Annotated in this window: 23 protein-coding genes; 7 read left to right on the plus strand and 16 right to left on the minus strand. The window is 64.3% G+C overall.

The features are described 5' to 3' along the window. Positions 1–167 precede the first annotated feature (167 nt). Positions 168–527 carry a cytochrome b5 domain-containing protein gene (locus LQ956_RS00005; protein ID WP_238629115.1) on the plus strand — a complete coding sequence of 120 codons (360 nt, stop codon included), beginning with the start codon at positions 168–170 and terminating at the stop codon, positions 525–527. Positions 528–582: 55 nt separating this feature from the next. Next, positions 583–1137 carry a glutathione peroxidase gene (locus LQ956_RS00010; RefSeq protein WP_238621428.1) on the plus strand — a complete coding sequence of 185 codons (555 nt, stop codon included), beginning with the start codon at positions 583–585 and terminating at the stop codon, positions 1135–1137. Between the two features lie 52 nt (positions 1138–1189). Here LQ956_RS00010 and pnp read toward each other — a convergent pair whose 3' ends face one another. From pnp to LQ956_RS00050, 8 genes are all read right to left on the minus strand, one after another. Then, complete coding sequence (pnp, locus tag LQ956_RS00015; protein WP_238629116.1) at positions 1190–3280, minus strand: polyribonucleotide nucleotidyltransferase; 2091 nt, start codon at positions 3278–3280, stop codon at positions 1190–1192. 49 nt (positions 3281–3329) lie between these two features. Next, complete coding sequence (gene rpsO / locus LQ956_RS00020) at positions 3330–3599, minus strand: 30S ribosomal protein S15 (RefSeq protein WP_238621430.1); 270 nt, start codon at positions 3597–3599, stop codon at positions 3330–3332. A 104-nt stretch (positions 3600–3703) separates the two neighbouring features. After that, positions 3704–4630: a tRNA pseudouridine(55) synthase TruB gene (gene truB / locus LQ956_RS00025; protein ID WP_238621431.1), complete on the minus strand. Its 927-nt coding sequence runs from the start codon at positions 4628–4630 to the stop codon at positions 3704–3706. Then, positions 4627–5016 (minus strand): 30S ribosome-binding factor RbfA, encoded by a 390-nt coding sequence (gene rbfA, locus LQ956_RS00030; RefSeq protein ID WP_238621432.1) that lies wholly within the window; start codon positions 5014–5016, stop codon positions 4627–4629. Before rbfA ends, truB begins: the two co-directional genes overlap by 4 nt. Before the next feature lie 41 nt (positions 5017–5057). After that, positions 5058–7796 (minus strand): translation initiation factor IF-2, encoded by a 2739-nt coding sequence (gene infB, locus LQ956_RS00035; RefSeq protein ID WP_238629117.1) that lies wholly within the window; start codon positions 7794–7796, stop codon positions 5058–5060. Positions 7797–7892: 96 nt separating this feature from the next. After that, on the minus strand, positions 7893–9398 hold the full coding sequence (gene nusA / locus LQ956_RS00040) for a transcription termination factor NusA (protein WP_238621434.1): 1506 nt from the start codon (positions 9396–9398) through the stop codon (positions 7893–7895). A gap of 68 nt (positions 9399–9466) precedes the next feature. Continuing rightward, positions 9467–9907: a ribosome maturation factor RimP gene (gene rimP / locus LQ956_RS00045; protein WP_238621448.1), complete on the minus strand. Its 441-nt coding sequence runs from the start codon at positions 9905–9907 to the stop codon at positions 9467–9469. 329 nt (positions 9908–10236) lie between these two features. Further along, the gene (locus LQ956_RS00050) at positions 10237–10731 is read right to left on the minus strand and encodes a disulfide bond formation protein B (RefSeq protein ID WP_238621435.1); all 495 of its coding nucleotides are present in this window, start codon (positions 10729–10731) and stop codon (positions 10237–10239) included. A 232-nt stretch (positions 10732–10963) separates the two neighbouring features. On the opposite strand from LQ956_RS00050, the gene LQ956_RS00055 reads away from it, so the two are divergent. Together LQ956_RS00055 and LQ956_RS00060 are read left to right on the plus strand one after the other, a co-directional pair. Then, the gene (locus LQ956_RS00055) at positions 10964–12220 is read left to right on the plus strand and encodes an MFS transporter (protein WP_238629118.1); all 1257 of its coding nucleotides are present in this window, start codon (positions 10964–10966) and stop codon (positions 12218–12220) included. Positions 12221–12404: 184 nt separating this feature from the next. Beyond that, entirely contained in the window at positions 12405–12746 is a 342-nt protein-coding gene (locus tag LQ956_RS00060; RefSeq protein WP_238629119.1) for a hypothetical protein, read from the plus strand. Between the two features lie 96 nt (positions 12747–12842). On the opposite strand, the gene arsA is transcribed toward LQ956_RS00060, so the two are convergent. The 8 genes from arsA to LQ956_RS00100 form a co-directional block, all read right to left on the minus strand. Beyond that, positions 12843–14561, minus strand: a complete 1719-nt coding sequence (arsA, locus tag LQ956_RS00065; RefSeq protein WP_238629120.1) for an arsenical pump-driving ATPase — start codon at positions 14559–14561, stop codon at positions 12843–12845. A gap of 134 nt (positions 14562–14695) precedes the next feature. After that, positions 14696–15046, minus strand: coding sequence for an arsenite efflux transporter metallochaperone ArsD (gene arsD, locus LQ956_RS00070; RefSeq protein ID WP_238621439.1), 351 nt, complete (start codon positions 15044–15046; stop codon positions 14696–14698). 162 nt (positions 15047–15208) lie between these two features. Next, complete coding sequence (mobB, locus tag LQ956_RS00075) at positions 15209–15727, minus strand: molybdopterin-guanine dinucleotide biosynthesis protein MobB (protein ID WP_238621440.1); 519 nt, start codon at positions 15725–15727, stop codon at positions 15209–15211. Positions 15728–15783: 56 nt separating this feature from the next. After that, entirely contained in the window at positions 15784–16659 is an 876-nt protein-coding gene (locus LQ956_RS00080; RefSeq protein ID WP_238621441.1) for a TorD/DmsD family molecular chaperone, read from the minus strand. A gap of 81 nt (positions 16660–16740) precedes the next feature. Beyond that, positions 16741–17880 (minus strand): NrfD/PsrC family molybdoenzyme membrane anchor subunit, encoded by a 1140-nt coding sequence (nrfD, locus tag LQ956_RS00085; protein ID WP_238621442.1) that lies wholly within the window; start codon positions 17878–17880, stop codon positions 16741–16743. Positions 17881–17894: 14 nt separating this feature from the next. Further along, positions 17895–18656 carry a 4Fe-4S dicluster domain-containing protein gene (locus LQ956_RS00090; protein WP_371200083.1) on the minus strand — a complete coding sequence of 254 codons (762 nt, stop codon included), beginning with the start codon at positions 18654–18656 and terminating at the stop codon, positions 17895–17897. A 30-nt stretch (positions 18657–18686) separates the two neighbouring features. Beyond that, the gene (locus LQ956_RS00095) at positions 18687–21173 is read right to left on the minus strand and encodes a molybdopterin-dependent oxidoreductase (protein WP_238621443.1); all 2487 of its coding nucleotides are present in this window, start codon (positions 21171–21173) and stop codon (positions 18687–18689) included. A gap of 23 nt (positions 21174–21196) precedes the next feature. Beyond that, positions 21197–22462 carry a 4Fe-4S dicluster domain-containing protein gene (locus tag LQ956_RS00100; protein WP_238629121.1) on the minus strand — a complete coding sequence of 422 codons (1266 nt, stop codon included), beginning with the start codon at positions 22460–22462 and terminating at the stop codon, positions 21197–21199. A gap of 187 nt (positions 22463–22649) precedes the next feature. On the opposite strand from LQ956_RS00100, the gene LQ956_RS00105 reads away from it, so the two are divergent. From LQ956_RS00105 to LQ956_RS00115, 3 genes are read left to right on the plus strand one after another with little or no spacing between them, the layout of a single operon-like run. Next, positions 22650–23522 carry a substrate-binding domain-containing protein gene (locus tag LQ956_RS00105; RefSeq protein WP_238629122.1) on the plus strand — a complete coding sequence of 291 codons (873 nt, stop codon included), beginning with the start codon at positions 22650–22652 and terminating at the stop codon, positions 23520–23522. Between the two features lies 1 nt (position 23523). Further along, a complete protein-coding gene (locus LQ956_RS00110) occupies positions 23524–24981 on the plus strand; it encodes a sensor histidine kinase (protein ID WP_200172233.1) in 1458 nt (485 codons plus the stop codon). Continuing rightward, a complete protein-coding gene (locus tag LQ956_RS00115; protein WP_347402206.1) occupies positions 24981–26354 on the plus strand; it encodes a sigma-54-dependent transcriptional regulator in 1374 nt (457 codons plus the stop codon). Before LQ956_RS00110 ends, LQ956_RS00115 begins: the two co-directional genes overlap by 1 nt.

Below are 26354 nucleotides of genomic sequence, written 5' to 3' on the forward strand. Positions count from 1 at the left end.
TCCCAGATACTGAGCACCTGAGGTGGACCCCAAAATTCGGACCAGGCGCTAAGAGCCTGTTCAAAGTCTCTTGAGAGGACCATCCTTGCGCTGCCGCATGGCTTTGGCAGGCAAACGGGTGCATGCTGGACATGAAGCCTCCATCCCTCAAAGAAAAAAGGCCTGCCATGAGACTCCCGCACCCACGTCTTCCCTTCACGCTGCCGCCGATGCTCTGTCTGCTGGCGGCCATGGCCTTCACACCGGCCACGGCGAATGAAACCGAAGCCACGCTCCCCGTCTTCACCCTTGAACAGGTGGCGGAGCACCACAGTCCGGATGACTGCTGGATGGCCATTCGCGGCAAGGTCTATGACCTCACCCCCTACGTGCCGAATCATCCCGGACCGGCGGGCATGATGCTGGTCTGGTGCGGGCAGGAAAGCACCGAGGCCTGGGAGACCAAGAGCTACGGCGAACCCCACAGCAGTCTGGCGGCACGTCTGCTCCAGCGCTATTTCATCGGCACCCTGGAAGAAACCGACTAGAGAACTTGGGCTTTGCGCCGGGGTCTGAAAGCTCACACCCACCCGGAGCCCCGCCATGCGTCGATGTCTTCTGACCGCCCTGCTGATCACCCTGCCCTGGAGTCCCGGCCTCATTGCCCGGGAGGCACCGGGCCATGGCGATCTGTTTGACCATGACCTGCGGCGCCTGCACTCCAGCGAGGTGGTCAACCTGCGGGAGCGGTTCGCCGGACACCCCCTGCTGATCGTGAACACCGCCAGTCATTGCGGTTTCACCGGACAGTTTTCCGCCCTGGAGGCCGTGCACCGCAAGTATGCGGACCAGGGGCTGAAGGTGGTGGGATTTCCGTCCAACGACTTTCGTCAGGAAGCGGATGATGAAGCAGACACGGCCCGGGTCTGCTTTCAGAACTTCGGCGTGAGTTTCGACATGTTCGCCCCCATCAGCGTGCGGGGTGACACGGCCCACCCCATCTTCCAGGAACTGGCACGGCAAAGCCGGGCGCCGAGATGGAATTTCTACAAGTACCTGGTGGACCGGGAGGGACAGGTAGTGGCCACCTTCTCCAGCATGGTGTCGCCGGATTCCCGGCGTTTTGAGGCGGCGGTGGAAAGACTACTGCGGGATTGACATAAAAAAAGCCCCTCTCCCCTTGATCAGGGAGAGGGGCTTTGGGGACTTATCAGGAAGCCTCGTTGACCGCCTTCATGCTCAGGCGGATGCGGCCCTGCTTGTCCACTTCCAGGACCTTGACCTTGACGGTCTCGCCTTCCTTGACACGCTCGGAGACACTCTCCACGCGCTCTTCTGAGATCTGGGAGATATGCACCAGACCGTCGCGACCGGGCAGGATGGTGACGAAGGCGCCGAAGTCCATGATCTTGGCTACACGACCTTCGTAGATCCGACCCACTTCCACGTCGGCGGTGATCTCTTCGATCCGGCGACGGGCCTCTTCACCGGCCTCCTTGTCCACGGAAGCGATCTTCACGATACCGCTGTCGTCGATGTCGATGGTGGCACCGGTCTCTTCCGTCAGGGCGCGGATGGTGGCGCCGCCCTTGCCGATCACATCGCGGATCTTTTCCGGGTTGATACGAATGGTGATGAAACGTGGGGCGTAGGCGGACATCTCGACGCGCGGGGTGCTGATGACCTTGTTCATCTCACCCAAGATATGCAGGCGACCTTCGCGGGCCTGAGCCAGGGCGGCCTCCATGATGTCACGGGTGATGCCGTCGATCTTGATGTCCATCTGCAGGGCGGTGACGCCCTCTTCCGTGCCGGCCACCTTGAAGTCCATGTCACCCAGATGATCTTCATCACCCAGGATGTCGGTCAGCACTGCAAAACGGTCGCCGTCCTTGATCAGCCCCATGGCCACACCGGCCACCGGCGCCTTCAAGGGCACGCCGGCATCCATCAGGGCCAGGCTGGTACCGCAGACGGAAGCCATGGAGCTGGAGCCGTTGGATTCGGTGATCTCGGACACCACGCGCAGCACGTAGGGGAAGTCGCCTTCCGCCGGCATCACGCCCTGCACGCCCCGCTTGGCCAGACGGCCATGGCCGATCTCACGTCGCTTGGGCGAGCCCACCATGCCGGTTTCACCGGTGCAGTAAGGCGGGAAGTTGTAGTGCAGCATGAAGCGTTCGCGGCGCTCACCCTCGATGGCATCGATGATCTGGGAGTCCCGATCCGTGCCCAGGGTGGCAGTGACGATGGCCTGGGTCTCGCCGCGGGTGAACAGGGCGGAACCATGGGTACGGGGCAGCACGCCGACGCGCACGTCGATGGGACGCACGGTGCGTGTGTCACGACCGTCGATACGGGGCTCGCCGTCCAGGATGCGATCGCGCACGATGCGCTTTTCCAGACCGTGGAAGATCTCCTTGACTTCATCGGCCAGGGGGGAGCCTTCCTCGCCATCGGCAAGGCGGGCCACCACGGCCTCGCGGACCTCGGCGATGCGGTGGGTGCGTTCCTGCTTCTCGGCCACCTGGTAGGCGGCGGTCAGGTCGGCACTGCAGGCCTCCGCCACGCGGGTACGCAGGTCGGTGTTGTCTTGCGCGGGCTGCCAGTCCCAAGCCGGCTTGCCGGCTTCGGCGACCAGTTCCTGGATGGCCTGGATCGCCACCTGCATCTGCTCGTGCCCATAGATCACAGCACCCAGCATCACCTCTTCGGAGAGCATGGCGGCTTCGGATTCCACCATGATCACGGCGTTGGCCGTACCGGCCACCACCAGGTCCAGGGCGGAGTCCTTGAGCGGGGAACGATCGGGGTTGAGGATATACTGACCGTCCACATAGCCTACCCGGGCGGCGCCGATGGGACCGGCGAACGGCAGGCCGGACAAGGCCACCGCCGCGGAGGCACCCAGCAGGGCCGGGATGTCCGGGTCCACTTCCGGGTTCAGGGACATCACCGTGGCCACCACCTGGACTTCATTGATGAAGCCCTTGGGGAACAGCGGGCGCAGGGGCCGATCGATCAGGCGGGAGGTCAGGGTCTCCTTTTCGGAGGGACGACCTTCACGCTTAAAGAATCCACCCGGGATACGGCCAGCTGCATAGGTCCGTTCCTGATAGTTCACGGTCAGGGGAAAGAAATCCCGGCCCGGCACGGCATCCTTGCGGCCCACCGCCGTGACCAGCACCACGGTGCCGGCCACATTGACCATAACGGCGCCGGAGGCCTGACGGGCGATCTCGCCGGTTTCGAGGGTAACGGTATGCTGACCATACTGGAACGACTTGCTTATTGACGGCACGTTGAATCCCGGTTTTGACTGGTTCTTGTTCGATGGCTCCGGCCGAGACTCAACGGCGCAGGCCGAGGCTGCTCACCAGCTCCTGGTAACGATCCTGGTCCTTGCGCTTGAGATAGTCCAGCAGCTTGCGGCGCTGGTTGACCATCTTCAGCAGACCACGGCGGGAATGATGATCCTTCTTGTGCTTGGCAAAATGCTCCATCAGGTGCTGGATGCTGGCGGACAGCAGGGCCACCTGCACTTCCGGGGAACCGGTGTCCACGGAACCACGCTGGTATTTTTCCACGATGGCGGACTTGACTTCACTGCTAAGGGACATGCTCTAAGACTCCTGGAATTGACCCCGGCACCCTCTTGGCCGGAATCGTTACATTCGTTGAAGGCCCGCGATTCTATCACGCGCCCCCTGTTTGGAACAGGGTTTCACCCTGAATTCGAGGGGATCATCAGCCGCTTGGGTGCCACCTTGCCATCGTCCTGGAGCTGACCAATACCCATGAAACGATCACCGGGTCCGTAGAGTCGCAGCCACCCGGTCCGGGCAAGACCGGGTACGAACACCGCCTGCCCCTGGGCAAGATAGAAGGCGCTGTCCGCATCCAGATGCACCACGGGCCAGTGCATCAGGGCCTCGTCGGCCGGATGCAACGCCGTATCCAGGGCCTCGGGGCCCTGCTCGGCCAGCGTCTCCAGTTGTGCCAGCGTCACCATCCGGGGCGCTTGGAACGGCGTCAGCCCCACCCGCCGCAGTTCGATCACATGGGCGCCACACCCCAGTGCCCGGCCGATATCTTCCACCAGCGTGCGGATATAGGTCCCCTTGGAACAGGCCACATCCAGACTCAGGGTATCCGCGGTCCGGGACAGGCAGTCCAGATGGTGAATGGTCACCGGGCGCGGTGCCCGTTCCACTTCCCGCCCCTGGCGGGCCAGATCATAGAGCCGCTGCCCCTGGTGCTTGAGGGCGGAATACATGGGCGGGATCTGCTCGATAGGACCCCGGAACCGGGCAAGGACCGCCTCGATCCGGGTGTCATCCAGTTCAGGCACGGGGCAGGTCTCGATCACTTCTCCTTCCGCATCCGCCGTGGTAGTGGTCACCCCCAGGCGGCAGACGGTGCGGTACTGCTTGTCCGCATCCAGCAGGAAGGCGGACACCTTGGTGGCCTCGCCGAAACACAGGGGCAAAAGACCGGTGGCCAGCGGATCCAGGCTGCCGGTATGACCGGCCTTTCTGGCCTTGAACAGATACTTCACCCGCTGCAAGGCCTGGTTGGAGGTATAGCCCACCGGCTTGTCCAGCAGGATCAGGCCGTGCACATCACGGCGCTGGATTCTTGGCTTGCTCATGAATGGTCGTCGGTGTCATCCCGATGGCGGGCCTTGTCTTCGGCCACGGCCCGGTCGATCAGCGCGGAGATGCGAGCACCTTCGCGCTGGGTATCGTCATAATGAAAATGCAGCTCGGGTATGGAGCGGATGCGCATGCGCCGCCCCAACTCCCGACGCAGGAAGCCGGCCGCCTTGCGCAGTCCTTCCGAGGTGACCTTGATGGCCTCATCGTCCCCGAGCACGGTGAAGAAGACCTTGGCGTGGGCTAGGTCCCGACTCACCTCCACCCCGGCGATGGTGAGCATCCCCACCCGGGGGTCCTTGAGCTCCTCACGCACCAGCTCGGCCAGCTCCCGCTGGATCTGATCCCCCACGCGCTGGGCACGGGAATATTCTTTAGGCATCTCGAAACATCTCCAGGCCTTCGCGTATCGGATACGGGCGATTACAGCGTCCGCGCCACTTCCACCCGCTGGTAGACCTCGATCTGGTCGCCGGGCTTCACATCATTGTAGTTCTTCACCGCGATGCCGCACTCAGTGCCGGTCCGCACCTCGTTGACGTCATCCTTGAAGCGACGCAGGGATTCCAGCTCGCCCTCGTAGACGACCACGTTGTCTCGCAGCACGCGGATCGGGTTGCCGCGGCGCACCGAGCCCTCAATGACCAGACAGCCCGCCACCGCACCGAACTGGGACGACTTGAACACATCCCGCACCTGGGCCAGACCCACGATCTCCTCCCGCAACTCGGGGGAGAGCAGACCGGTCAGGGCCTGTTTGACGTCGTCGATGGCCTCGTAGATCACGCTGTAGTAGCGCAGATCCACTTCCTGTTCCGCCACTGCCTTGCGGGCACCGGCATCGGCACGCACGTTGAAACCGATGATGATGGCGTTGGAGGCCTTGGCCAGATTGACGTCGGACTCGGTGATACCACCCACACCGGCAGCCACGATCTTCACCTTGACCTCGTCGGTAGACAGCTTTTCCAGGGAGTCGCGCAGGGCCTCTGCGGAACCCTGTACATCGGCCTTGAGCAGGATATTGACCACCGAGGCGGCACCTTCCTGCATCTGGCTGAACAGGTTTTCCAACTTGGCGGCCTGCTGGGTGGCCAGCTTGGACTCGCGGAACTTGCCCTGACGGAACAGAGCGACTTCGCGGGCCTTGCGTTCGTCGGCCAGTACCAGCATGTCGTCACCGGCATTGGGCACGCCGGACAGGCCCAGCACTTCCACCGGGATGGAGGGACCGGCCGTCTTCTCGGGCCTGCCGTTCTCATCGAACATGGCACGCACCCGACCGAATTCCTGACCGGCCAGGATCACATCACCCTTGTTCAGGGTACCGGCCTGCACCAGCACGGTGGCGACGGGACCGCGCCCCTTGTCCAGGCGGGATTCGATGACGACACCCCGGGCCGGGCCTTCCTTCGGCGCCTTGAGCTCCATCAACTCCGCCTGCAGATGAATGGCCTCCAGCAGACGCTCCATGCCATCACCGGTCTTGGCGGAGACATGGACGAACTGGGTATCGCCACCCCATTCCTCGGAAATCACGTTGTGCTGGGACAACTCGTTCCTGACCCGATCCAGATCGGCCTCGGGCTTGTCGATCTTGTTGACTGCCACCACCATGGGCACTTCACCGGCCTGGGCGTGCTGAATCGCCTCCAGGGTCTGGGGCATGACGCCGTCATCGGCGGCCACCACCAGCACCACCACGTCGGTGACCTTGGCACCACGGGCACGCATGGCGGTAAAGGCCGCGTGGCCGGGAGTATCAAGGAAAGTGATCCCGGTGCCTTTCTTGAAGGGGACGTGATAGGCGCCGATGTGCTGGGTAATGCCCCCCGCCTCGCCCGAAGCCACCTTGGTGCGACGGATGTAGTCCAGCAAAGAGGTCTTGCCATGGTCCACGTGTCCCATGACGGTGACCACGGGAGGACGCGACAGGGCCTCGCCCATCTCCTCGGTCTCCAGGGCCAGCTCCTCACCCACTTCGGCATCCTGCATGGGCTTGGCGACATGCCCCATCTCCTCCACCACCAGGGTGGCGGTATCCTGATCAATGGACTGGTTGATGGTGGCCATCACACCCATGCCCATCAGGGTCTTGATCAGCTCGGGGGCCTTGATGGCCATCTTCTGGGCCAACTCACCCACGGTGAGCATCTCGGGAATGCTCACTTCGCGCACCACCGGGGCGGTGGGACGCTCGAAACCGTGCTTGCCCGTCGGACTCGCGGCAGCTCCACCGCGTCCAGCCTTACCCTTGCCGCGGCGGCCGCGCTTGTCGCTGGCCACGTGCAGCTCTTCACGCTTGGACTTGCCGACCTCTTCGCGCTCCTTGCCACGACGGCGGCGGCGGGGGTTGTCCGACGCCGGCGCCGGGGTAGCGGCAGCACCAGAGGGTGAGGCAGGTCCGGGAGTCGCCGCAGCGGCGGGGGTGGGGGTGGGGGCGGCGGCCGCGGCCCGTTCCATGGCCGCCTTGCGGGTCGCCTCTTCCACAGCCTGGCGCGTCTGGAGCTCAGCCTCGCGCCGGGCCATGGCCTCGGCCTCCTTGATCATTTCAATCTCACGGGCCTTGAGTGCTTCCGCCGCCTGGCGAGCCGCTTCTTCCGCTGTCCGCTGTGTCTCCTCGGCACGGCGCAACTCAGCCTCGGCAGCGGCACGCTCGGCTTCCTTAGCCTGCATTTCCAGCTCTTCCGGTGTCGGCTGCGGGACTTCCGCCGTCACGACCGGCGTCGGCTCCGGGGCGGGCGGTGCCATATCGGCAGCCGTCTTCTCAACCGAAGACGGGACTTCCGGGATCTCGCTGGAGGTCTCCGTCACCAGGGATTCCGGCGCAGTCTCAACCACATCGGCGTCCGTCTCACCCTGTTTCACGTAGGTGCGACGCTTGCGCACCTCCACGCTCACGGTCTTGGCGCGACCCTGGGCGCTGGTCACTTTGAGTTCCGTGGTGCTCTTGCGTCGCAGGGTAATGCGGCGGGCCTGGCCGGCCTCTGAAGTCTTGCCGTGAACCTTGCGCAGATGTTCCAGGAGCTGCAATTTCTGCTCCTCGGTGACGGTCTGATCGGGATCCGCAACGGGCACTCCCGCCTCGGACAACTGCTCCAGCAGTCGTTCCACGGGCGTCCCAACTACTTCGGACAATTGTTTCACCGTAACGTCGGTCATGTGCCGTTACCTCCGATCTGAATGCTTCCGCGAACCCTGGCCGCGACTCAGGGTCGCGGGGCGTGCGCACGGCTGGCGCACACCGGTCCAACTGTCTTATGCGTCTTTTGGCTGGTCCGCAAACCAGGGGGCACGGGCAGCCATGATCAGGCCGGCGGCCTGCTCGGCATCGATCTGTGCCAGTTCTACCAAGTCGTCCACCGACTGTTCCGCCAAGTCTTCCATGGTGCAGACCCCGCGGGATGCCAGTCGGTAGGCCAACTCACGATCCATACCATCCATCTCCAGCAGATCCTGCGCCGGCTCACCCGTGGTCACCTGCTCTTCGGTGGCAATGGCCCGGGTCAGCAGTGCATCGCGCGCCCGACGTCTGAGCTCTTCGACCATATCTTCGTCGAACTCTTCGATCTGCATGATCTCTGTGGTGGGCACATAGGCCACTTCATCAATGCTGGAAAAGCCTTCTTGCACCAGAATGGCCGCAACTTCCTCATCCACGTCCAGACTGCCCATGAACATCTGCTGCAATTCTGCGGACTCGCTCTCGCTCTTTTCCACCGCCTGCTTTTCGCTCATGACATTGAGTTCCCAGCCGCTCAACTGAGAGGCCAGGCGGACATTTTGCCCACCACGGCCGATGGCCTGGGAGAGCTTTTCTTCCGCTACGGCGATATCCATGACCCGATTATCCTCATCCACCACAATGGACAGGACTTCGGCCGGGGACATGGCATTGATCACAAACTGAGCGGGATTGTCATCCCAAAGGATAATATCAATTCGCTCTCCGGCCAGTTCATTGGATACGGACTGCACCCGGGAACCACGCATGCCTACGCAGGCGCCCACCGGGTCCAGCCTGGGATCCAGGGATCGGACGGCAATCTTGGCGCGCATCCCGGGATCACGGGCCGCGCCCATGATCTCGATCAGGCCCTGCCCCACTTCCGGCACTTCCAGCTTGAAGAGCTCCACCAGAAACTCGGGGGCGGTACGGCTGACAAACAGCTGGGGACCACGAGCCTCGGTACGCACATCCTTGAGATAGCCGCGGAGGCGATCATTGGGGCGCACGGACTCACGGGCGATCATCTCGTCCCGGGGGATAAAGGCCTCGGCATTGCCCCCCAGATCCAGAAACACACCATTGCGCTCCGAGCGCTTGACCACGCCCATCACCAGCTCACCGACACGGCTCTGGAATTCATCCACCACCTTGGCACGCTCGGCCTCGCGCACTTTCTGCACGATCACCTGCTTGGCGGTCTGGGCGGCAATACGACCAAAATCCACCGACTCAATGGGCATCTCGACGTATTCACCCACCTGGACATCGGGGTTTTTCTGGATGGCGTAGGAATACAGGATCTGTCGATCCGGGGATTCGAACTCGGGGTCCTCATCATCCACCACCAGCCAGCGGCGAAAGCTCTCGTAATCCCCGGTGTCCCGGTGGATGCTGACACGCACATCGATGTCGCCACCGTGCTTCTTGCGCGTGGCAGAGGCCAGCGCGGCCTCGATCGCCTCGAAGATCACTGCCTTCTCGACACCTTTCTCGTTGGAGACGGCGTCCACCACCAGCAAGATTTCTTTGTTCATCAGTACGTCTCCACAGGACTGTCCCGCTGGGCCGGGATACAGCCCCCGCCGGACAGGACACGGATTATCTAGAATTTGGGCACCAGCCGTGCCCGGGAGATGGCTTCCAGAGGCAGTCGCACGGAATTTTCTTCCACCGCCAGGATCACTGCGGTCTCCTCGACACCGGCGATCCGGCCACGGTAATTGCGCTGCCCCTCGACCGGCCAGTTCAGGCGGACTCGGATATCTTCGCCCTGGTAGCGTCGGAACTGATCCGGGGTAAACAGCGGCCGGTCCATCCCAGGGGATGAAACCTCCAGCCGGTAGGGAACAGGGATGGGATCTTCCACGTCCAGGACACCGCTGACCTGGTCACTGACTGCGGCGCAGTCATCCAGGTTGATGCCATTGGGACCATCGATAAAGATGCGCAGCAAGGCACTGTTGCGCTGCACACGGTACTCCAGCCCCCAGAGCTCGAAACCGAGTCCGGCGATGACGGGAGTGATCAACTCTTTCAATTCCAGGGCGTCCTGACTCACGCACTCTCCACAAACAAAAAATGGGCCTACGGCCCATTCAAGAATACTCGCCGGCCCGGCACCGTACCGGATGCCACCTTGCCATCCCGCCCTACCGGACGACTGACAACATTGCTGGCCAGCTAACAAAAAAACCCCATTAGGGGCCTTGAACAAACAAAAACTCAAGACTCACGCCGGATTGAGCACTGGAATCAGCAATCAATCCGCCGGATTCATCGTGTCTGACACCGCTGTAGGCCCGGACCCATGATCTGAAGGCGGCGTCATCAGGGATGCGTATCCTAACTCACAAAGACGTACCACGTAAAGGGCTACCGGCTGCGCCACAGCGCCCAGGCGGCCAGGCCGAATACCAGCAGATAGCCGGCGAACGCGGCATTGGCGAAGGAGATCCCCAGCCACTGGGGACCCATCTCGTCACACAGACCGGTGGCCAGGAACAGTGTGGGCACCTGCTGCCCCAACCACTCCACCAGGCGTTCAATGATGCCCATCTGAGGCCCCACGCAGGAAAACCCCAAATCCGGCGGCTGGCGCTCAAGCCAGCTCTGATAGCCCGCCACCCCCAGGCCGGCACCCGCCGTGGCCAGCACCAGCCCCCCCGCAATCATCCCCGCCGAGGCAGCCCCGAACACCACGCCGCCCAGCGCCAGTACGGCCAGGGCCATGAACAGCAGGCGCTGAAAGATACACAGGTGGCAGGGGTGCAGGCTGAACCACTCGGTCAGGCCGATGCTCAGCGCAGCAGACGTCGCCGAAAACAGGGCGATCAGCAACCAGATGGGACGAACCGCGGGTGCGAACATGCATGTCTCCCGAAGACGGGCTATGACCATTGCTTGAGCTTGCGGCACATGATGACCGAATCGGCGGACGGGGAAAAGAGGCATGCCCGACACCCGCCCCTGCGGCTGCACCATCGAGTATTGAACCACCCCTCGAACCCTTCAAAGCCCCCCGCTCACGCGGGGGACCTTGAACTTGACCCGTGGGTCTGCATCCGGATACTGAAAAGCAAACCCAAGCTCCACGGTCAACATGGTTGAACATCTTCCCATAAGAACACGGGCACTGCTGCTCGGGGCTGGCCTGCTGTTTGCTGCCGGCGCCATGCTGGGGCTGGTGCTGCCCATTCGCGCCGAGTTGGAAGGCTTTCCCACATCCCTGATCGGTCTCATCGGCAGTGCCTTTGCCGCCGGCTACGTGGCCGGCTGCCTGTATGTGCCGCGCCTGGTGGCCAAGGTAGGTCATATCCGGGTGTTCGGGGTGATGGCGGCGCTGGTGGCGATGACCGCCCTGATCAACGTCCTGTACGTTTCGCCCCTGGCGTGGATTCTGGTCCGCGCCATGACCGGTTTCGCCTTTGCCGGCGCCACCATGATCATCGAAAGCTGGCTCAGCGAGAGCGCCAGCAGCGAGACCCGCGGACGGGTGTTTGCCCGCTACATGGTGGTCAACCTGGCCAGTTCAGTGCTCGGCCAGCTGGCGGTGATGCTCTATCAGCCGGGTGGCTTTGAACCCTTCGTGATCGTGGCGATCCTGGCCTGTCTGGCCCTGATCCCCACCGCCCTGAGTTCCAGCCGGGCGCCTGAGCCGCTGCACGAGGTCAAGCTGGACTTCAAGCGACTCATCCGGGTGTCTCCCATTGCCGTGGTGGCCTGCTTCGGCGTCGGCCTGGCCAATGGGGCCTTCGGCACCCTGGCGCCGGTCTATGCCAACAGCATCGGCCTGCCGGTCTGGGCCGTCGCCCTGCTGGTGGCCGGAGCCATCGTCGGCGGTGCACTCATGCAGGTGCCGATAGGCCGCCTCTCCGACCGGCTGGACCGGCGCTGGGTGGTGGTGGCCATCGCCCTGACCGGGGCGGGCCTGTCCTTCCTGCTCTACAGCCTGGATCTGCGTGAACCGACGCAGGTGATCCTGATGGTGGTCTTGCTGGGGGGGGCCATGCATACGATCTATCCGGTGGCCGTGGCCCATGCCAACGACCGGGCGGCGGAAGGCAATTTCGTCGCGGTGTCCAGCGGCCTGCTACTGGTCTTCGGCGCCGGCGCCACGCTGGGTCCGGCGGTGGCGGCACCCTTGATGCAGTGGGGTGAGCCGGGCTGGCTGTTCCTGTTCCTGGTCTTCATCTATTCCGGCATGGCCATGCATGCCATCTGGCGGACCCGCATCCAACCGCCCGTGGCAGAGGTGCGGCACACCTTCGTCGGACTGGAGACCATGCAGGGAGCTACTCAGGAAACCATGCACATGGACCCAAGGGCCGAGGACCCCGGTCAAGAGGCAACGCCATGAGATAACCAGGAATCATCCCGGCGGCCGCCTGAATTGCGACGAAGTTCCCGGATACGAGGCCGCGCAGCGCGCAACATCAGGCGCAGGGCGACTCATCCGCAAGGAAAAATCATCGCCCCGCCGCGCCCTTCGTCCAAGCGAAAGGCGCGGGAGACACAGGTTAACTCCACAAGGAGGCTACGCCATGAACAAGGCACTCATTTTTGGTTTTGCCGTCGCTCTCGGCCTGCTGCCCGCGCTGGGTGCAGTCCAGGCGATGGAACAGGCGATGGAAGAGGAAAAGACCATCTACGGCAGCCAACTCATGACCCAGGAGGAGCGGGACGAGTATCGTGCCCGGATGCGGGCGGCAACCACACCCGAGGAAAAGGCACAGATCCGGGAGGAACACCACGCCCGCATGAAGGCGCGGGGCGAGGAAATGGGCGTTGAACTGCCGGACGAGCCCCCCGCTCGGGGTGGGCGCATGGGACCTGGTGGCGGCATGGGACCTGGGGACGGCACGGGACCCGGCTACGGCCGCTGAGGCAACGTTTGTCGGACTGAACGGCATCCAGGGTGCCCATGCACCCTGGATTTGCCATGAAGTCACGCAGACGCATGACGGCGATGACCTGTCCGGTCAGTCGTGGACCTCGCTCCAGGGCACCACCAGCAGTCTTTGGTGATGTTGCTCAAGAATCTCCCGGATCCATCGGCCCTCGGCAGCCTGACGCGCCTTAAGGATGGGATCGCTCACCGTCACTGGGCTGAGTGCCTGATTCACGATCCAGCCGGCGGGCTCGATGCCGGCCCGCCGCAGATCCGCCTGCAGCGCCGCGGCCTCATGCACCGGCGTGGCCTCCGGCAGGGTACAGATCAGCACGTGGGTGAAGGCCGGATCCCGTAGCCGGGGCAGCAGCTGTTCCACTGCCTCCGGCACGCCCTGGCTCTGGCGCCCCAACTCCCGATGGTAGGCCTGCGCGGCATCCAGCAGGAGGATGGTGTGGCCGGTGGGTGCCGTGTCCAGGACCACGAACTGTTCCCGGGCCTGATCGACCGTCTTGGCAAAGGCCTGGAAGACGGCAATCTCCTCGGTACAGGGAGAACGCAGATCCTCTTCCAGCAAGCGGCGGCCCTCCTCGTCCAGATCCTTGCCGGCGGAGGCCATGACCGCTTCCCGATAACGCCGGGTTTCCAGAACCGGGTCCACGCGCCCGATGGTCATGCCTTCGGGCATCTCGCCCACGGCGGCCTGCACATGCGCCGCCGGATCCGTGGTGGTCAGATGGACCTTGTGGCCGCGCTCGGCCAGGGCCACCGCGATGCGGGCCGCCAGGGTGGTCTTGCCCACACCGCCCTTGCCCATGGTCATGATGGCACCATGGCCACCGACTGCCAGGGCATCCACCAGTGCATCGAAGGATTCCCCCTCCGGCACCGGGAACGATTCGCCGGGCTCGGGCGCGGGCGCGGGCTCCGTGTCGGCCAGCAGGATGCGCAGGCCTTCCAGCCCCATGGGGGGACGACCCCGCAGCGGGCGTTCACTGCGCGGCAGGTCCCTCAGCATGGCGGGTATGCGTTCCAGGGCCTGGCGCCCCCGCGCCTCCAGGGCGCGGGCCACTGGATCATCTTGAGCCACGGCCCGGAACAGGCCGTTGACCACCAGATGCTGATTCGCCACACCCAACTCCCGCAGTTCCCCGCTGGAACGGGCCGCCTCGTTGAGGGCCGCCGCCTCGGGGCGGCTGACGAGTACCAGAGTGGTGCGTCGGCCATCGCCAAGGCTCTCCATGGCCCGGGCATAGATCTCTTTCTGGCCGGCCAAACCCTCCAACGGTCCCAGGCAGGAGGTACCGGAGGTATTGCTTTCGATATACCCGGTCCAGGCGCGGGGCAGGGACAAGAGGCGCAGGGTGTGCCCCGTGGGCGCGGTATCGAAGACCAGGTGATCGAAGTCCCGGGTGGATCCGGGATCCCCCAACAGGGCAGCGAAGGCGTCAAACGCCGCAATCTCAATGGTGCAGGCCCCGGAGAGCTGTTCCTCCATGCTGTTGACCACGGTTTCCGGGAGTTTGCCCCGGTAGGGACCCACCACCCGCTCACGATAGGCGGCGGCGGCCTTTTCCGGATCGATGTTCAGGGCCTTGAGGCCCGGCACGCCCCGGATGGGGGTCGGCGTGTCGCAGAGGGGGGTTTCCAGGACCTCGTCCACGTTTGAAGCCGGATCGGTGGAAATGAGCAGGACCTTCCTACCCTGTTCAGCCAGGGCCAGGGCACCGGCGCAGGCCAGCGAGGTCTTGCCCACGCCCCCCTTGCCGGTGAAGAAGAGATGTCGGGTGGGGTCTTGCAGGAAATTCATGAGAAGCCTCGATGTGAATTCATGTCCCCCTGAGTGGAGAAGGGAGCCAGCCCCCCCCTCAGGGAGAAAAGGAAGTCAGAGCCCCTCTCCCGCTGGCGGGAGAGGGGTTGGGGTGAGGGTGGAGAAGCTTCAATTCAGCCGCAGCAACTGTTACCCGGACTGACGCTCTTGCTGCATTCCACCTCCAGACCCGTCCACTGGGCCAATTGCTCCCGATCCGGGTACACACCCCGACTCCTGACCTCTCCGTTCACCAAGAACACCGGCAGGGCGCCCTCGCCGTCCTGCTCCAGGATGGCCTGAATGGTCGCGTTCTCCACGAAGGCGCCGGGTTGCTGGGACAGGTTGTAACGGGTCACGGTCACGCCGGCATGACGCAGCCAGGCCAGATCCCCTGCCAACTTTGAGAGCTTGGGATCCACACTGGGTCCGCACACGCCGCTGGCACAGCACTGGGGTGGGTCGAATACGGTCACTTCGGTCATGATGATTGTCTCCGGGAGAATGGCATTGCTCGTGTAGAATACGCATTTACGCATATATGATCAAACATATATGATGCACTTGGCGCACCCGCCTCTCTGGGCCTAGAGGCCATCCAGACAGCGATCAGCCCTTCATCAAGGGGAACACTGCCAGCCCCGGATTCAGGACAATGACGCCCAGTTCAGGATGAAATCCCGGATCTGTCCCACATCGCTGAGCGACAGTACGGGCAAAGCGGTCTGCACCGATACCGGCTCGTCCGTAGCCACGGCGATGATGTCCGGGTCCTGAAGGTAGCGGGCAGGCTTGCCCAGGGAGGGACGAAACAGTTCCAGCTTGGGGAAGGGCTCCGCCTTGAATCCCTCCACCAGGATCAGATCGGTGCGGGACGCATCCAGGTGCCCGATCAGCTCCCACAGATCCGGCTCCCGGGACTCGGGCTGCTCCACCATCAGGGCAAACCGCTGAGTGGAGGCAATGAGCATCTGCTCGGCACCCGCCTTGCGCAGTGCGTGGCTGTCCTTGCCCGGTTGATCCACATCGAAAGTGTGATGGGCATGCTTGATGACCGCAATCCGAATGCCCCGCTCCCGCAGCAGGGGGATCAACTGCACCAGCAGGGTGGTCTTTCCGGTACCGCTCCAGGCGGCAAAACCCAGGATGGGTGGGGAATGCTCCATGGGGTGTTCTGTCTCCCGCCGAAGGCCTTCGGATCTGTTGGGTGGGGTCACTTCACTTACCGGCCGGAAAAGGATCGCCGTCTTCCCGGCAGACCCGGAGGACACATGGCGGCCATCCCCATGACCTGATCCCGCTCGTCCACGGGGATCGCCACATGTTCGGCGGGCAGGCCGTCGGCCGCCAGTCGCTCCCGGATCACCGCCATGTCCGCCTCGCTCAGGTGGCGACCGGCATACTGGGCACGCAGACGGGCGATCTCCGGATCGATGTCCTCACCGCCTTGGCATGGGACGGGGGGCGCCGACACATGGCCAGCCATGTCCGCCTGTACCGCCGCCTCCAGCAGGCAGGCCAGAGCCGTGTAGGGATGGTCGGGCAGTTCGAATCGGCGGCCTGCCTGCTCGATATCCAGCCGTAGCGGCGTGACCCAGCGGGCCACGAAATGCTGCAGAAACTCATCGGCCGTCATTGGCGCAGGCTCACCCTCCCCGGCTGCGGCCTCGGCACGGGCCGCCAGCAGCCAGGCCACAAACTCCAGCTGCACACTGATCTGATCCGGCAGATCGTGGAAGTCTTCGCCCTTGTCCAGACCGCAGCGCCGGTAGCAGCCGTGTATAGCATGCACCGAACCGCCGGCGATGGTGCCATCCAGGTAACTGGCGGTGTTGAGACTGGGATGATCCGCGCCCGGCATCAGAAAGAGACGGGAATACACCACCAGCAGACCCGGGTCATCCAGGCCTCTCAGGCTGTCCCGCAAGGCCGCCAGCGGGACCTCGACGTCATAGCCGCAGGGTCCGGCGGCCGCTTCCAGGTCCAGGGGCAGGGTATCCCGCAGGGCACTCAGGGTGCCGGGGGCCGGGACCGCAAAGGCCCGGGACAGGCACAGATAATAGGCAGCGCGTTCGATCTCTCGGCCGACGTCGTACATGGAATCACCTTCATCAATTTGCCGTGACTGCAGAACCCCCGGGCATCCGGCACCCGGGGGCGTGACGGGAACGTGGCCTACTCAGCGGCTGCGGGTGATCCCCAGCACCCCGCCCAGGGCGTTGACCACGTTGGCCAGGAAGATGGCCATGATCAGCAACAGCCACTCCGTGGACGACGGGGCATAGGACAGCACCGGCGGTGCCCAGCTACCCTTGAACAGGGGGATGATCTGGCCGCCGATGATGTACTCGTAACGACCGATGAACAGCCCCACCATCACCAGCACGGCGGCGGCCACCTGGACCAGAATGTTGCGCCGCAGGGCATGACTGAACATGATCACCAGGGCCGTCATCAGGGCCGCCAGTTCAATCCAGTACAGGGGGGAGGAAACGATGTACTGCCAGGCCTGCAGACCTTCCACGTTGCCGTACAGGCCGTTGACGGTCCGGCCCACCACGAACACCAGATGCAGCACGATGGCCCAGGCGAAGACGCCCCCCATCCTCCCGGCAAACACCGAACGAATGGACACCGGCACCTTGTCGGCCTGGAAGCCGTAGGCCAACAGGGTGAAGAAATAGACGAAGGCCAGACCGCCGACGATGGATTCCACGATGAAGGCGGCCGGGATGTCACCGGAGGCCCAGAAGGGGCGGAAACTCTGGGAGCCGTACACCACCCCTGCCAGGGCCGTCACCAGAATGGCAAACAGCAACGTCAGCCGGGTGAGCCCCCGCAGACTGTCCAGGGTGGACTGGGTGGCCCGGGCACGCCAGATCAACAGCAGCAGGCAGACGGTGAAACCGATCACCGCCAGCACCTTCCAGTACAAGGGGGAGCTGAAGGCGAAACTGAAGGGAATGAGGAACATGGCCCGCAGGGGGTAGCCCAACTCCATCATCAGCACCGCCACCCCACCGCTGAGACCGGCCAGGGCCAACCACAAGCTGCGCGCAAACAGGGGACGGAAGGTCTCGCCGGTGAACAAAAAACCGAAGCAGGCCACCATGGCAATGCCGGTGGAGGTGAGCAGGAAAAAGTCATACACCACGATGGGAAAACCCCAGAACAGGCCGTCGTTGGAGATGTTGAAGGCCGCATGGCCCTGGCTGGACAGATTGAACATCACCAGCCCGGCGGTGATCAGAAAGCCGATCCCCGCCACCAGCAGGATGGGCATCTGGATGCCCTTGTTGTCCATGGTTGCAGTGGTCATGGTCTGGATTCCTCTCAAGCCTTGTCTTGGTGGACCGCACGCAGTGAGGGCACTGCCGCGGAGGCGCCGCCCGACAGGTAATAGACCTGGGGCTTGTTGCCGGTTTCATCCTTCAGCCGGGTGCCCCGGTGATCGGCGATGAGCTTGTTCACCCGGCTCTCCGGATGATCCAGGTCACCGAAGAAACGGGCCTTGGGGGCGCACACCCGCACACAGGCGGGCACGTATTCCTTCAGTTCCGGGATGTCCTCGTCCAGGTCCGGCACGCCCGCGGGGGCCTGGCTCACCTTGTGGTAACAGAAGGTGCACTTGGAAACGACCCCGTGGGGCTGGATGCCGATGCCCCGACGGGGGTCGTCCTGGGGTCCCTTCCAGGGCGGATCCCACTGGCGGCCCTCCTCCGACGGGAAGACCGTGCGGATGTCCGGCTGTACCACCGCCTTCTCATCGGTGTAGAAACGCACCCCGTAGGGACAGGCCACCTGGCAGTACTTGCAGCCGATGCAGCGGTTCCAGTCGATGAGCACGAACCCGCCCTCCGGGTCCTTGTAGGTGGCCCGGGTGGGGCACACCGAGACACAGGAGGGGTTTTCGCAATGCATGCAGGGACGGGGCAGCCACTTGAGCTGCACGTTGGGATACTTGCCCTCGTGATAGAAGAGCACGTCCTGCCAGTTCTCCCCCGGCAGGCGGCTGTTTTCCATGGCACAGGCCGTGGTACAGGCTTGGCAGCCGGTGCAGGTGTCCAGGTCGATGACCATTCCCCATTTCGCCATGTCTCATGTCTCCTCTGACCGCCAGCGCGCTCAGGCGCGCTCGATGCGAACCTTGGTGGTGTAGTAACTGCACTGGCCGGTGATGCGGTCGGACTGGTTCACCGTGATTTCGCCGCTGTGGCCGGGCTTGCGTCCCTTGGCCCAGCGTCCGTGAGCCCAGTGGCCGTGCTCCATCGGGAATACCAGAGTGTCCGGACGCACCCCCTCGTAGTACTTGCAGAAGCCCTCGATGGCGCCCAGATCGGAACTGATGCGCACCCGTGACCCGTCCGGAATGCCTCGGGCCCGGGCGGTCTTGGGATTGATTTCGATGTAAATGGTATTGCGGCCACCCAGGGTGGGCTGCATGTTGGCGATGGCCACCGGCAGGTTGGCGCCCCGCCCTTCCGCGTGCAGCGCCACCTTGGGGGTGACCATGTAAAGATCACCACCGCCGGGATGGCTGGGTTCCTCCCAGATGGGGAACATGAGCCGGGACGGGTCACGACCGGTCTTGGCGGCGATCCAGTCCGCATGGGCCTCCAGCCAGCCGGAACGGATCTCGAACTTGCCGGACGCGGTCTTGAACAACGCGCCCCTGACTTCATCGGCGGACATGAGACGGGCATGGTCCTGGCCGTCCCACTCATAGAACTCGCCATCGATCTGCCGATAGGGGTAGACCCGCTTGTACCAGACCCCCTTTTCCTTCCAGCTCTCGAAGGAATTGACGCCGTTGTCGCCGGGGTCGCTTTCAAAGCCCTTGGCCAGGTGCCGAATGACGTTCTCCGTGTTGTCCAGGGCTTGGTAGTACTCGCCCATGGAACCATTGATCCGCTTGCCCAATTCGATGAGGACATCACCGAAGTATTTCGTATCGTAGAGGGGCTTGACCGCCGGCACCCGCAACTGGGTCATGGGCCAGCCCTGGAAGGGATAGGTGGGCGCATCCTGCAGCCGCTCCAGATAGGTGTGGTCCGGCAGGATCACGTCGGCGAACATGGCCGTCTCGCTGGGGAACGGGGAAGTCTCGATGACGAACAGTTCCTTGAGGGCCGCCTCCCAGGCCTTCACGTCCGGCGCCGTCCAGATGGCGTTGTTCAGGTAGAACATGATGGTATCCAGCTTGTAGGGCTTACCCTGCAGGGAGTTGGGCCCGATCTCCTGCATCATGTTGTTGGCCAGCAGGTAGCCGTCGGGATGACCCTTGAGGTCGATGCGAGGCTGCGCCTTCCAGCCACCGGCTCTGGCCCAATCATCCAGGTAGTCATCCGCGTTCACCGGCAAAGGACCGTAGGAGGGCCCCACCTGGTAGGCCAGGCCGCCCTTGGCGTAGAGGGACCCCACCAGGGCATTGAGGGTGTGGATGGCCATGCCGTTGAAGATGCCGTTGCTGTGAGCATGGGCCCCCCGCTCATACAGGGCGATGGCCGGACGGGTGGTACCGAACTCATGGGCGGTGGCCAGGATATCCCGCTCGTACAAGGTGGTGACCTGGGCCGCCCAGCGGGGAGTGCGATCCTTGAGTTCCGCATTCCACCATTCCACCAATCCCTTGACCCACTTCTCCTCGAAGCTGTCCGGGTCCACGGTCTCGCCCGGGATGAAGCGGTTGACGCCGTCGCCGAAATCACCCACGAATGCCTTCTCCCACAGCCCTTCGACAAGGATCACGTGGGCGATGGCCAGGGCCAGGGCACCATCCGTCCCCGGCTTGATGAGCAGGGCCCGATCCGAACCGGCCAGGGTGGTGTTCATGTGTACATCCACCGCCGTGATGCGGGTCTTGGGCACCTTCACCCCGCGGATGTAACCCCACACCTGCATGTTGTTGTTGTAGGGACGGAAGGCCTCCAGGAAACCGGCACCGAACATGAGCAGCATGTTGGCGTTCTTGTAGTCATAGCTGTTGTACCCGCCGATGCCGTCCACCGCCTTCTTGGAGATGATGCTGCCGTCGGAGCACATGGAGGAATGACCGATGGCCACGTTGGGGGAGCCGTAAAGCTTGCCGAAATTGCCCAACAGTCCGGCGCAGGAAGCGCCCCAGCCGCGCCCGTAGAGCAAGGCGAAGCGATGGGATTCCTCCCGCTCACGCAGCCCGTTGAGGCGCTCGGCCACCATGTCCAGGGCCTCGTTCCAGCTGATGGGCACGAAGCCAGGGTCCTGGTCCCGGCCCTTGCTCGGGTTGGTGCGCTTCATCGGCCCCTTGAAACGATCGGGGTCATAGAGGATGTAGGCCCCCAGGGGACCCTTGGGGCAGAGCTTGCCGTTGGAGATGGGGTGGTCCGAGGTCCCGTAGATGGCGTGGACCCGGCCCCCGGTGGTGTAGACATCGATGCCGCAACGGGCCGGGCACTGATGGCAGATGTTCTTGGTGATGGTGGTATCGGCCGACGGTGCCGGCGACCGGGCATGGGACAGGGTCGTCAGGCCGGGGACCACCCCGGCCCCACCGGCCACCACCCCGGCACCCGCCACGGCGCCGGTGGCCTTGAGAAAACGGCGCCGATTGATCAAGGTTTCAAGCAGCTTCATCGAGATCCCTCCTCAGGGTTGACTCAGGCCCGGGACACACCGGGCGCATCCGGAGCAGCCTCCGGGGGATGACATGGGTCCGCTATCCGGGCCGAATCCTCACATTCGGCCATTTGCCGAAACAGGGATCTCGCAAAGGCCTGGGAACGGGCGCAGGGGACACATTCGCTCTCATCGCCGAGGGTCTGGAACGGACTGCCGCAGCGGCGGCAGGTGCGCGAACCGAACTCGCGCAGGACTTCCGGCAAGCGCCAGTCATCGTCCTGCCGTGCCTCAATCCGCAGGGCCTGCTCCGGACAGGCCCGCTCACAGGCCCCGCAACCGATGCAGTGACAGGGATCAAAGATCAATGCCGTGGACCCGCTTTCCTCCTGCCGACGAAACAGGGCCCCGGTGGGGCAGACCGAACTGCAGACCCCATGGCCGCGGCAGTCATCACCGACTTCCATGGCACTGAACAGTCCATGGGGCATGGGTAAAGCTTGTTGCCGGGCCAGTTCCAGACAGGCGTTGAGCAGACGCAGACGGGCATCCGAAGGCCGGGCCGACGGCACGCGGGACAAGGCTGGGGGTGCCGTGAGTGAGGCCGTCCCGGTCGCCGGGGAGACGAGCGACATCGCCGGTACGGTATGGCCCATCAAACGCCCCGCCTCCAGCCCCAGGCGGCCCAGAAAGGCCCGGCGTGAGGCGTCGGGGATCGAGGAATCTTGTGCCGTCACCCCGCAAGCCCCCGGGGCCGGGGCCGATTGCAGGCGCGGCAGGTGAGACAGGGGGACCCCCATGGTTTCCAGCAGATGGCGGGCCTGATCCAGGGTCGCCCGGGACGGATGGATCTCTGCCCCGCCACCGGAAGGGCAGTGGGCACAGAGTCCACGATCCACCAACCGGGGTCCCTCCCCCGCCAGACGATGGGCGTGGATCAGGGCGGCCGCATCCAGCCCGCCCAGACAGGGCACCATCCGTGATCGAGGCAGGCGCGCAGAAGGCGGAACCTGCTCACACTCCAGATGCGTGGCCGGCGACGCCTCGGACCCGACCCCCTCCAGGGACAAGGCGCCCATGGGACAGGCCGCCACGCAACGGCCACAGCCGGTGCAACCCTCGGCGGGTTCCGGCACCGCGTCGGCGCTCGACGGCCGCAGGGCCTGAACGGGACAGACCCGCACACAGGCGTCACAGCCGCCGAGGCGAATGGAGAGGGTCTGGCAGGTCATCACCGCCAACTGCAGTCCCCGGGCGGGGTGCAAGGTACGATGCACGGCGACGGGCAGGGAAGAATATGCTTGCATGGCATATATAAAGCACAAAAAATACCTGGTTTTATACCAGACTGTTTTCAAAGATGATTTTGACAATCATCAAAATCATCCAGAGGGTCCCGTTACCATGCGGTAACATGAGCACCCGCTAACCCGTCACCATCGGGTAACACCCGGCACAAAGCGTTACCATGCGGTAACCAGGAGTCTGTACGACATGGGCGAACCTGCCACCGAGACCGGTTTTTCCCTGCGTCGGCGCCGGACCCTGCAGGCGCTGGGCTGCCTGGGCGCCCTGGGCTGGGCACGTGCCGGCGCCGATGAGCCCATCCGCTTCGGCCTCACGCCGGTGTTCCTGGATGACCAGGTGGGTTTTCTGGGGCGCTGGCGATGGTATCTGGAAGGGCGCCTGGAACGGCCATTGCAGTTCGTGCAGCGACGCAGCTATGACGAGATCCTGCAATTGCTGCTGGAGGGGCGCATCGATTTCAGCTGGCTGTGCGGTTATCCCTACTGGCGTCATCGGCACCGCCTGGCCCTGGTCTCGGTACCGGTCTACGAGGGCGCGCCCCTCTACCGTGCCTACCTGATCCGCCACGCCGAGGACCCCCACCTCCAGGACCTGAACCGGCTGCGGGGTCGTACCTTCGCCTATTCGGATCCGGACTCCAATTCCGGCTATCTCTATGTGCGCCATCGCCTGCAACAACAGGGCCTCGACCCGGCGACCCTCTTCGGCCGCAGTTTCTTCACCCTGGCCCACCGCCGGGTCATCGAGGCCGTGGCGGTCCGGCTGGCGGATGCGGGCGCGGTGGATGGCTACGTCTGGGACGTGCTCTCCCGCCGCGCCCCCGGGATCACCGACGACACCCGTGTCATCGAACGCTCGGACCCCTTCGGTTTTCCCCCGGTGGTGGCCAGTCGGCACCTGGCGCCGACGTTGAGCGAATCCATGCAACGGGTGCTCAACGGGATGCACCGGGATGCGGACGGCCGAGCCCTGCTGGCGGAACTGGCCCTGGACCGTTTCGAGACCGCGGCCCCCGACCTCTATGAAGACATCGGTCGCATGGCGGACGGGGTGGCCTGACATGCTGCTGCTGCGCGATCTCAGCCTGCGCTACAAGATCCCCCTGCGGGCCGTGGTCCTGGTGCTGATCACGGCCACCCTGCTCACCGCCGTGCAGGTGCCGCGGGAACGGGATGAACTGCAGCATGACCTGGAGGAAAACGCCCGGCTGCTGGGCATTACTCTCACCCAGAACCTGGTGGTGCCCCTGATACAGGATGACGTCTGGCGGGCCTTTGAACTGCTGCGGTCACCGCTGTCCGGGGTTGACGAGCGGGCGGCGGAGCGCCTGCCCTTCGCCCTGGTATTGTTTGACCGGGACCTGCGGGTGATGGCCAGCTCCGATCCCGCCCGCTATCCGGTGAACGCGGAGCCCGAGGCCCTGCCCCGGTTTCGCGGCATCGCCCCCTGGGTACGGGCATCCCCCACCCTGCCCGGGGCGCGGCCCTTGGTGGTGGACGAAAACACACTGGCCCTGGTGCTGCCGGTGGTGGCCGACGGCGTCACCCTGGGACATCTGGTCCTGGGCTATTCCCGGGACGGCATGCGTGCCCGCGCCGCCCGTCTGGTGCAGCAATCGGTGATCTACACCCTGGCCCTGCTGGCCCTGATCCTGCCCCTCACCTGGTACTGGGGGCAGCGCACCGCCAGACCGCTGATCAAGCTGGCCGACGGCATGGCGCAAGTGGGGGCCGGCCTGCCCGAGGATGCCGCCCTGGACCTGGAAGAGTCGGGGGACGAGATCGGCCGTGCCGGCGTGGCCTTTCGGCGCATGCTCTATGAACTGCGGCAGAAAGAGGCCCTGGAGCAGGAGGTGATGGTGAACGAACGGCTGGCGGCCGTGGGGCGCCTGGCCGCCGGCGTGGCCCATGAGATCAACAACCCTTTGGGGGGCATGCTCAATGCGGTAGATACCTTCAAGCGCTACGGTGGCGATGCCGAGCAGACGGCCCGTACCCTGTCCCTCATCGAACGGGGCCTGCTGCAGATCCGGGACACGGTCTCCGCCCTGTTGGTGGAGGCCCGCCCCTCGGGCAAGCCCCTGTCCCTGCAGGACTTTGAAGACTTGCATACCCTAGTGTCCGCCGACGCCCACCGACAACGGGTGAACTTTGACTGGCACGTGGCGCTGCCGGACGTGCCCCTGCCCTTGCCGGCCACCCTGGTCAGGCAGGTGGTGCTGAACCTGCTGCTCAACGCCCTGCAATCCACGCCGCCAGGCGAGATCATCACCGTCTGCGCCCACATCACGGGCGAATACCTGAGCATCCAGGTGATCAACGCAGGCCCCCTCATCCCGCCGGAACGCCTCGGTCACTTGTTCGAACCCTTCGCCGGAGATCACCCTCGCGGCCACGGCCTGGGCCTGTGGGTGAGCTACCAGATCGTCCAGCAGCTCAGAGGACAGATCGCCGTGGACAGCGACGAGAGTGGCACCGGCTTCACGGTAAGACTGCCCCTGTGCCACGAGGAGGATTGATGAAGATGAAGACGAAGGCACGCATTCTGATCGTGGAAGACGACGCCATCATGGGTGAGTCCCTGCTGGATCGTTTCCGCCTGGAACACTACGACGCCCTCTGGTGCCGCTCCGCCGAAGACGCCCTGGCCCGCCTGTCCGCCCGGCCGGTGGACCTGGTCCTAAGCGACATTCGTCTTCCCGGGATGAACGGCCGTGCGCTGCTGGAGGCCGTCAACGGTCTGCCGACGGCACCACCGGTCATCCTCATCACCGGTTACGGCGCCATTCAGGAGGCGGTCTCGGCACTCAAGGCGGGGGCGGCGGACTATGTCACCAAACCTTTTGATCTGAACCGGCTGATGGAAAAGGTGGCGGGCCTGTGTCCCGAGCGAGAAGACCGGGAGGGTTTCCCGCCTCTGGGCGTCTCCGCGCAGATGCGGCAACTGGAGTCCCTGCTGCCCCGGGTGGCCGCCCAGGCCGGAACCATCCTGATCACGGGAGAATCGGGCGTGGGCAAGGAACGGGTTGCCCGACGCCTGCATGATCTGTCTGGCGGTACCCCCGAATTCCCCTTTTTGGCCATCAACTGCGCCGCCCTGCCCCATCCCCTGCTGGAGGCCGAGCTGTTCGGCCATGAGAAGGGGGCCTTCACCGGTGCAGACCGCCGCCGTACCGGGCTGTTCGAGGCCGCGGGGAGCGGCAGCCTGTTCCTGGATGAGATCGGCGAACTGGATCTGTCCATGCAGGCCAAGCTGCTGCGGGCGGTGCAGGAACGGGAGGTGATGCCCATCGGCAGCCACAGTCCACGACGATTCGAGGCGCGACTGATCTTCGCCACCAACCGAAATCTGCGGGAGGAAGTGGAACAGGGCCGTTTCCGGGAGGACCTGTACTACCGGATCAACGTGATTCACCTGCACGTCCCGCCGCTGCGGGAGCGACGGGAGGACATCCCCTGGCTGGCCCAGGGGTTCGCGGCGGACTGTTCCCGCCGACAGGGCAAGCGCTGTGTGATCACGCCCCAGACGATGGATACCCTGTCGATCCATGATTGGCCGGGCAACGTGCGGGAACTCAAGCACGCCATCGAACGGGCCTGCATCCTGTCCGATTCACCGGTGATCCAGGGGAGTGATATTTTCAGGGAGCGTGACGCGGGCCTATCGGAAACCCACGCCGGGGACACCGGGACATCGGCTCCGGCGGCAACCCATCAGGACTTTGATCTATCCACCCATCTGCAACGCTGTGAGCGGGCCTTCATCCTGGAGGCCCTGCGGGCCAACGAGGGCAGGATCACCCAGACCGCCCAGGCCCTGGGCATCAGCCGCAAGAATCTGTGGGAAAAGATGCGGCGGCTGGGGCTGGGGGCTGATGGGCCGGGGCATTGA

This window comes from Ectothiorhodospira lacustris (genome assembly GCF_022227845.1).
Taxonomy (GTDB): domain Bacteria; phylum Pseudomonadota; class Gammaproteobacteria; order Ectothiorhodospirales; family Ectothiorhodospiraceae; genus Ectothiorhodospira; species Ectothiorhodospira lacustris.

What these genes read in the sequence shown, in the direction of transcription:
- LQ956_RS00050 (WP_238621435.1), bottom strand. Translation starts at nt 10,731, where the DNA reads ATGTTCGCACCCGCGGTTCGTCCCATCTGGTTGCTGATCGCCCTGTTT.
- arsD (WP_238621439.1), bottom strand. Translation starts at nt 15,046, where the DNA reads ATGACCGAAGTGACCGTATTCGACCCACCCCAGTGCTGTGCCAGCGGC.
- LQ956_RS00080 (WP_238621441.1), bottom strand. Translation starts at nt 16,659, where the DNA reads ATGTACGACGTCGGCCGAGAGATCGAACGCGCTGCCTATTATCTGTGC.
- LQ956_RS00105 (WP_238629122.1), top strand. Translation starts at nt 22,650, where the DNA reads ATGGGCGAACCTGCCACCGAGACCGGTTTTTCCCTGCGTCGGCGCCGG.
- rpsO (WP_238621430.1), bottom strand. Translation starts at nt 3,599, where the DNA reads ATGTCCCTTAGCAGTGAAGTCAAGTCCGCCATCGTGGAAAAATACCAG.
- nrfD (WP_238621442.1), bottom strand. Translation starts at nt 17,880, where the DNA reads ATGACCACTGCAACCATGGACAACAAGGGCATCCAGATGCCCATCCTG.
- LQ956_RS00100 (WP_238629121.1), bottom strand. Translation starts at nt 22,462, where the DNA reads ATGCAAGCATATTCTTCCCTGCCCGTCGCCGTGCATCGTACCTTGCAC.
- LQ956_RS00010 (WP_238621428.1), top strand. Translation starts at nt 583, where the DNA reads ATGCGTCGATGTCTTCTGACCGCCCTGCTGATCACCCTGCCCTGGAGT.
- LQ956_RS00095 (WP_238621443.1), bottom strand. Translation starts at nt 21,173, where the DNA reads ATGAAGCTGCTTGAAACCTTGATCAATCGGCGCCGTTTTCTCAAGGCC.
- infB (WP_238629117.1), bottom strand. Translation starts at nt 7,796, where the DNA reads ATGACCGACGTTACGGTGAAACAATTGTCCGAAGTAGTTGGGACGCCC.
- LQ956_RS00055 (WP_238629118.1), top strand. Translation starts at nt 10,964, where the DNA reads ATGGTTGAACATCTTCCCATAAGAACACGGGCACTGCTGCTCGGGGCT.
- LQ956_RS00090 (WP_371200083.1), bottom strand. Translation starts at nt 18,656, where the DNA reads ATGGCGAAATGGGGAATGGTCATCGACCTGGACACCTGCACCGGCTGC.
- mobB (WP_238621440.1), bottom strand. Translation starts at nt 15,727, where the DNA reads ATGGAGCATTCCCCACCCATCCTGGGTTTTGCCGCCTGGAGCGGTACC.
- arsA (WP_238629120.1), bottom strand. Translation starts at nt 14,561, where the DNA reads ATGAATTTCCTGCAAGACCCCACCCGACATCTCTTCTTCACCGGCAAG.
- LQ956_RS00060 (WP_238629119.1), top strand. Translation starts at nt 12,405, where the DNA reads ATGAACAAGGCACTCATTTTTGGTTTTGCCGTCGCTCTCGGCCTGCTG.
- LQ956_RS00110 (WP_200172233.1), top strand. Translation starts at nt 23,524, where the DNA reads ATGCTGCTGCTGCGCGATCTCAGCCTGCGCTACAAGATCCCCCTGCGG.
- LQ956_RS00005 (WP_238629115.1), top strand. Translation starts at nt 168, where the DNA reads ATGAGACTCCCGCACCCACGTCTTCCCTTCACGCTGCCGCCGATGCTC.
- nusA (WP_238621434.1), bottom strand. Translation starts at nt 9,398, where the DNA reads ATGAACAAAGAAATCTTGCTGGTGGTGGACGCCGTCTCCAACGAGAAA.
- rbfA (WP_238621432.1), bottom strand. Translation starts at nt 5,016, where the DNA reads ATGCCTAAAGAATATTCCCGTGCCCAGCGCGTGGGGGATCAGATCCAG.
- LQ956_RS00115 (WP_347402206.1), top strand. Translation starts at nt 24,981, where the DNA reads ATGAAGATGAAGACGAAGGCACGCATTCTGATCGTGGAAGACGACGCC.
- truB (WP_238621431.1), bottom strand. Translation starts at nt 4,630, where the DNA reads ATGAGCAAGCCAAGAATCCAGCGCCGTGATGTGCACGGCCTGATCCTG.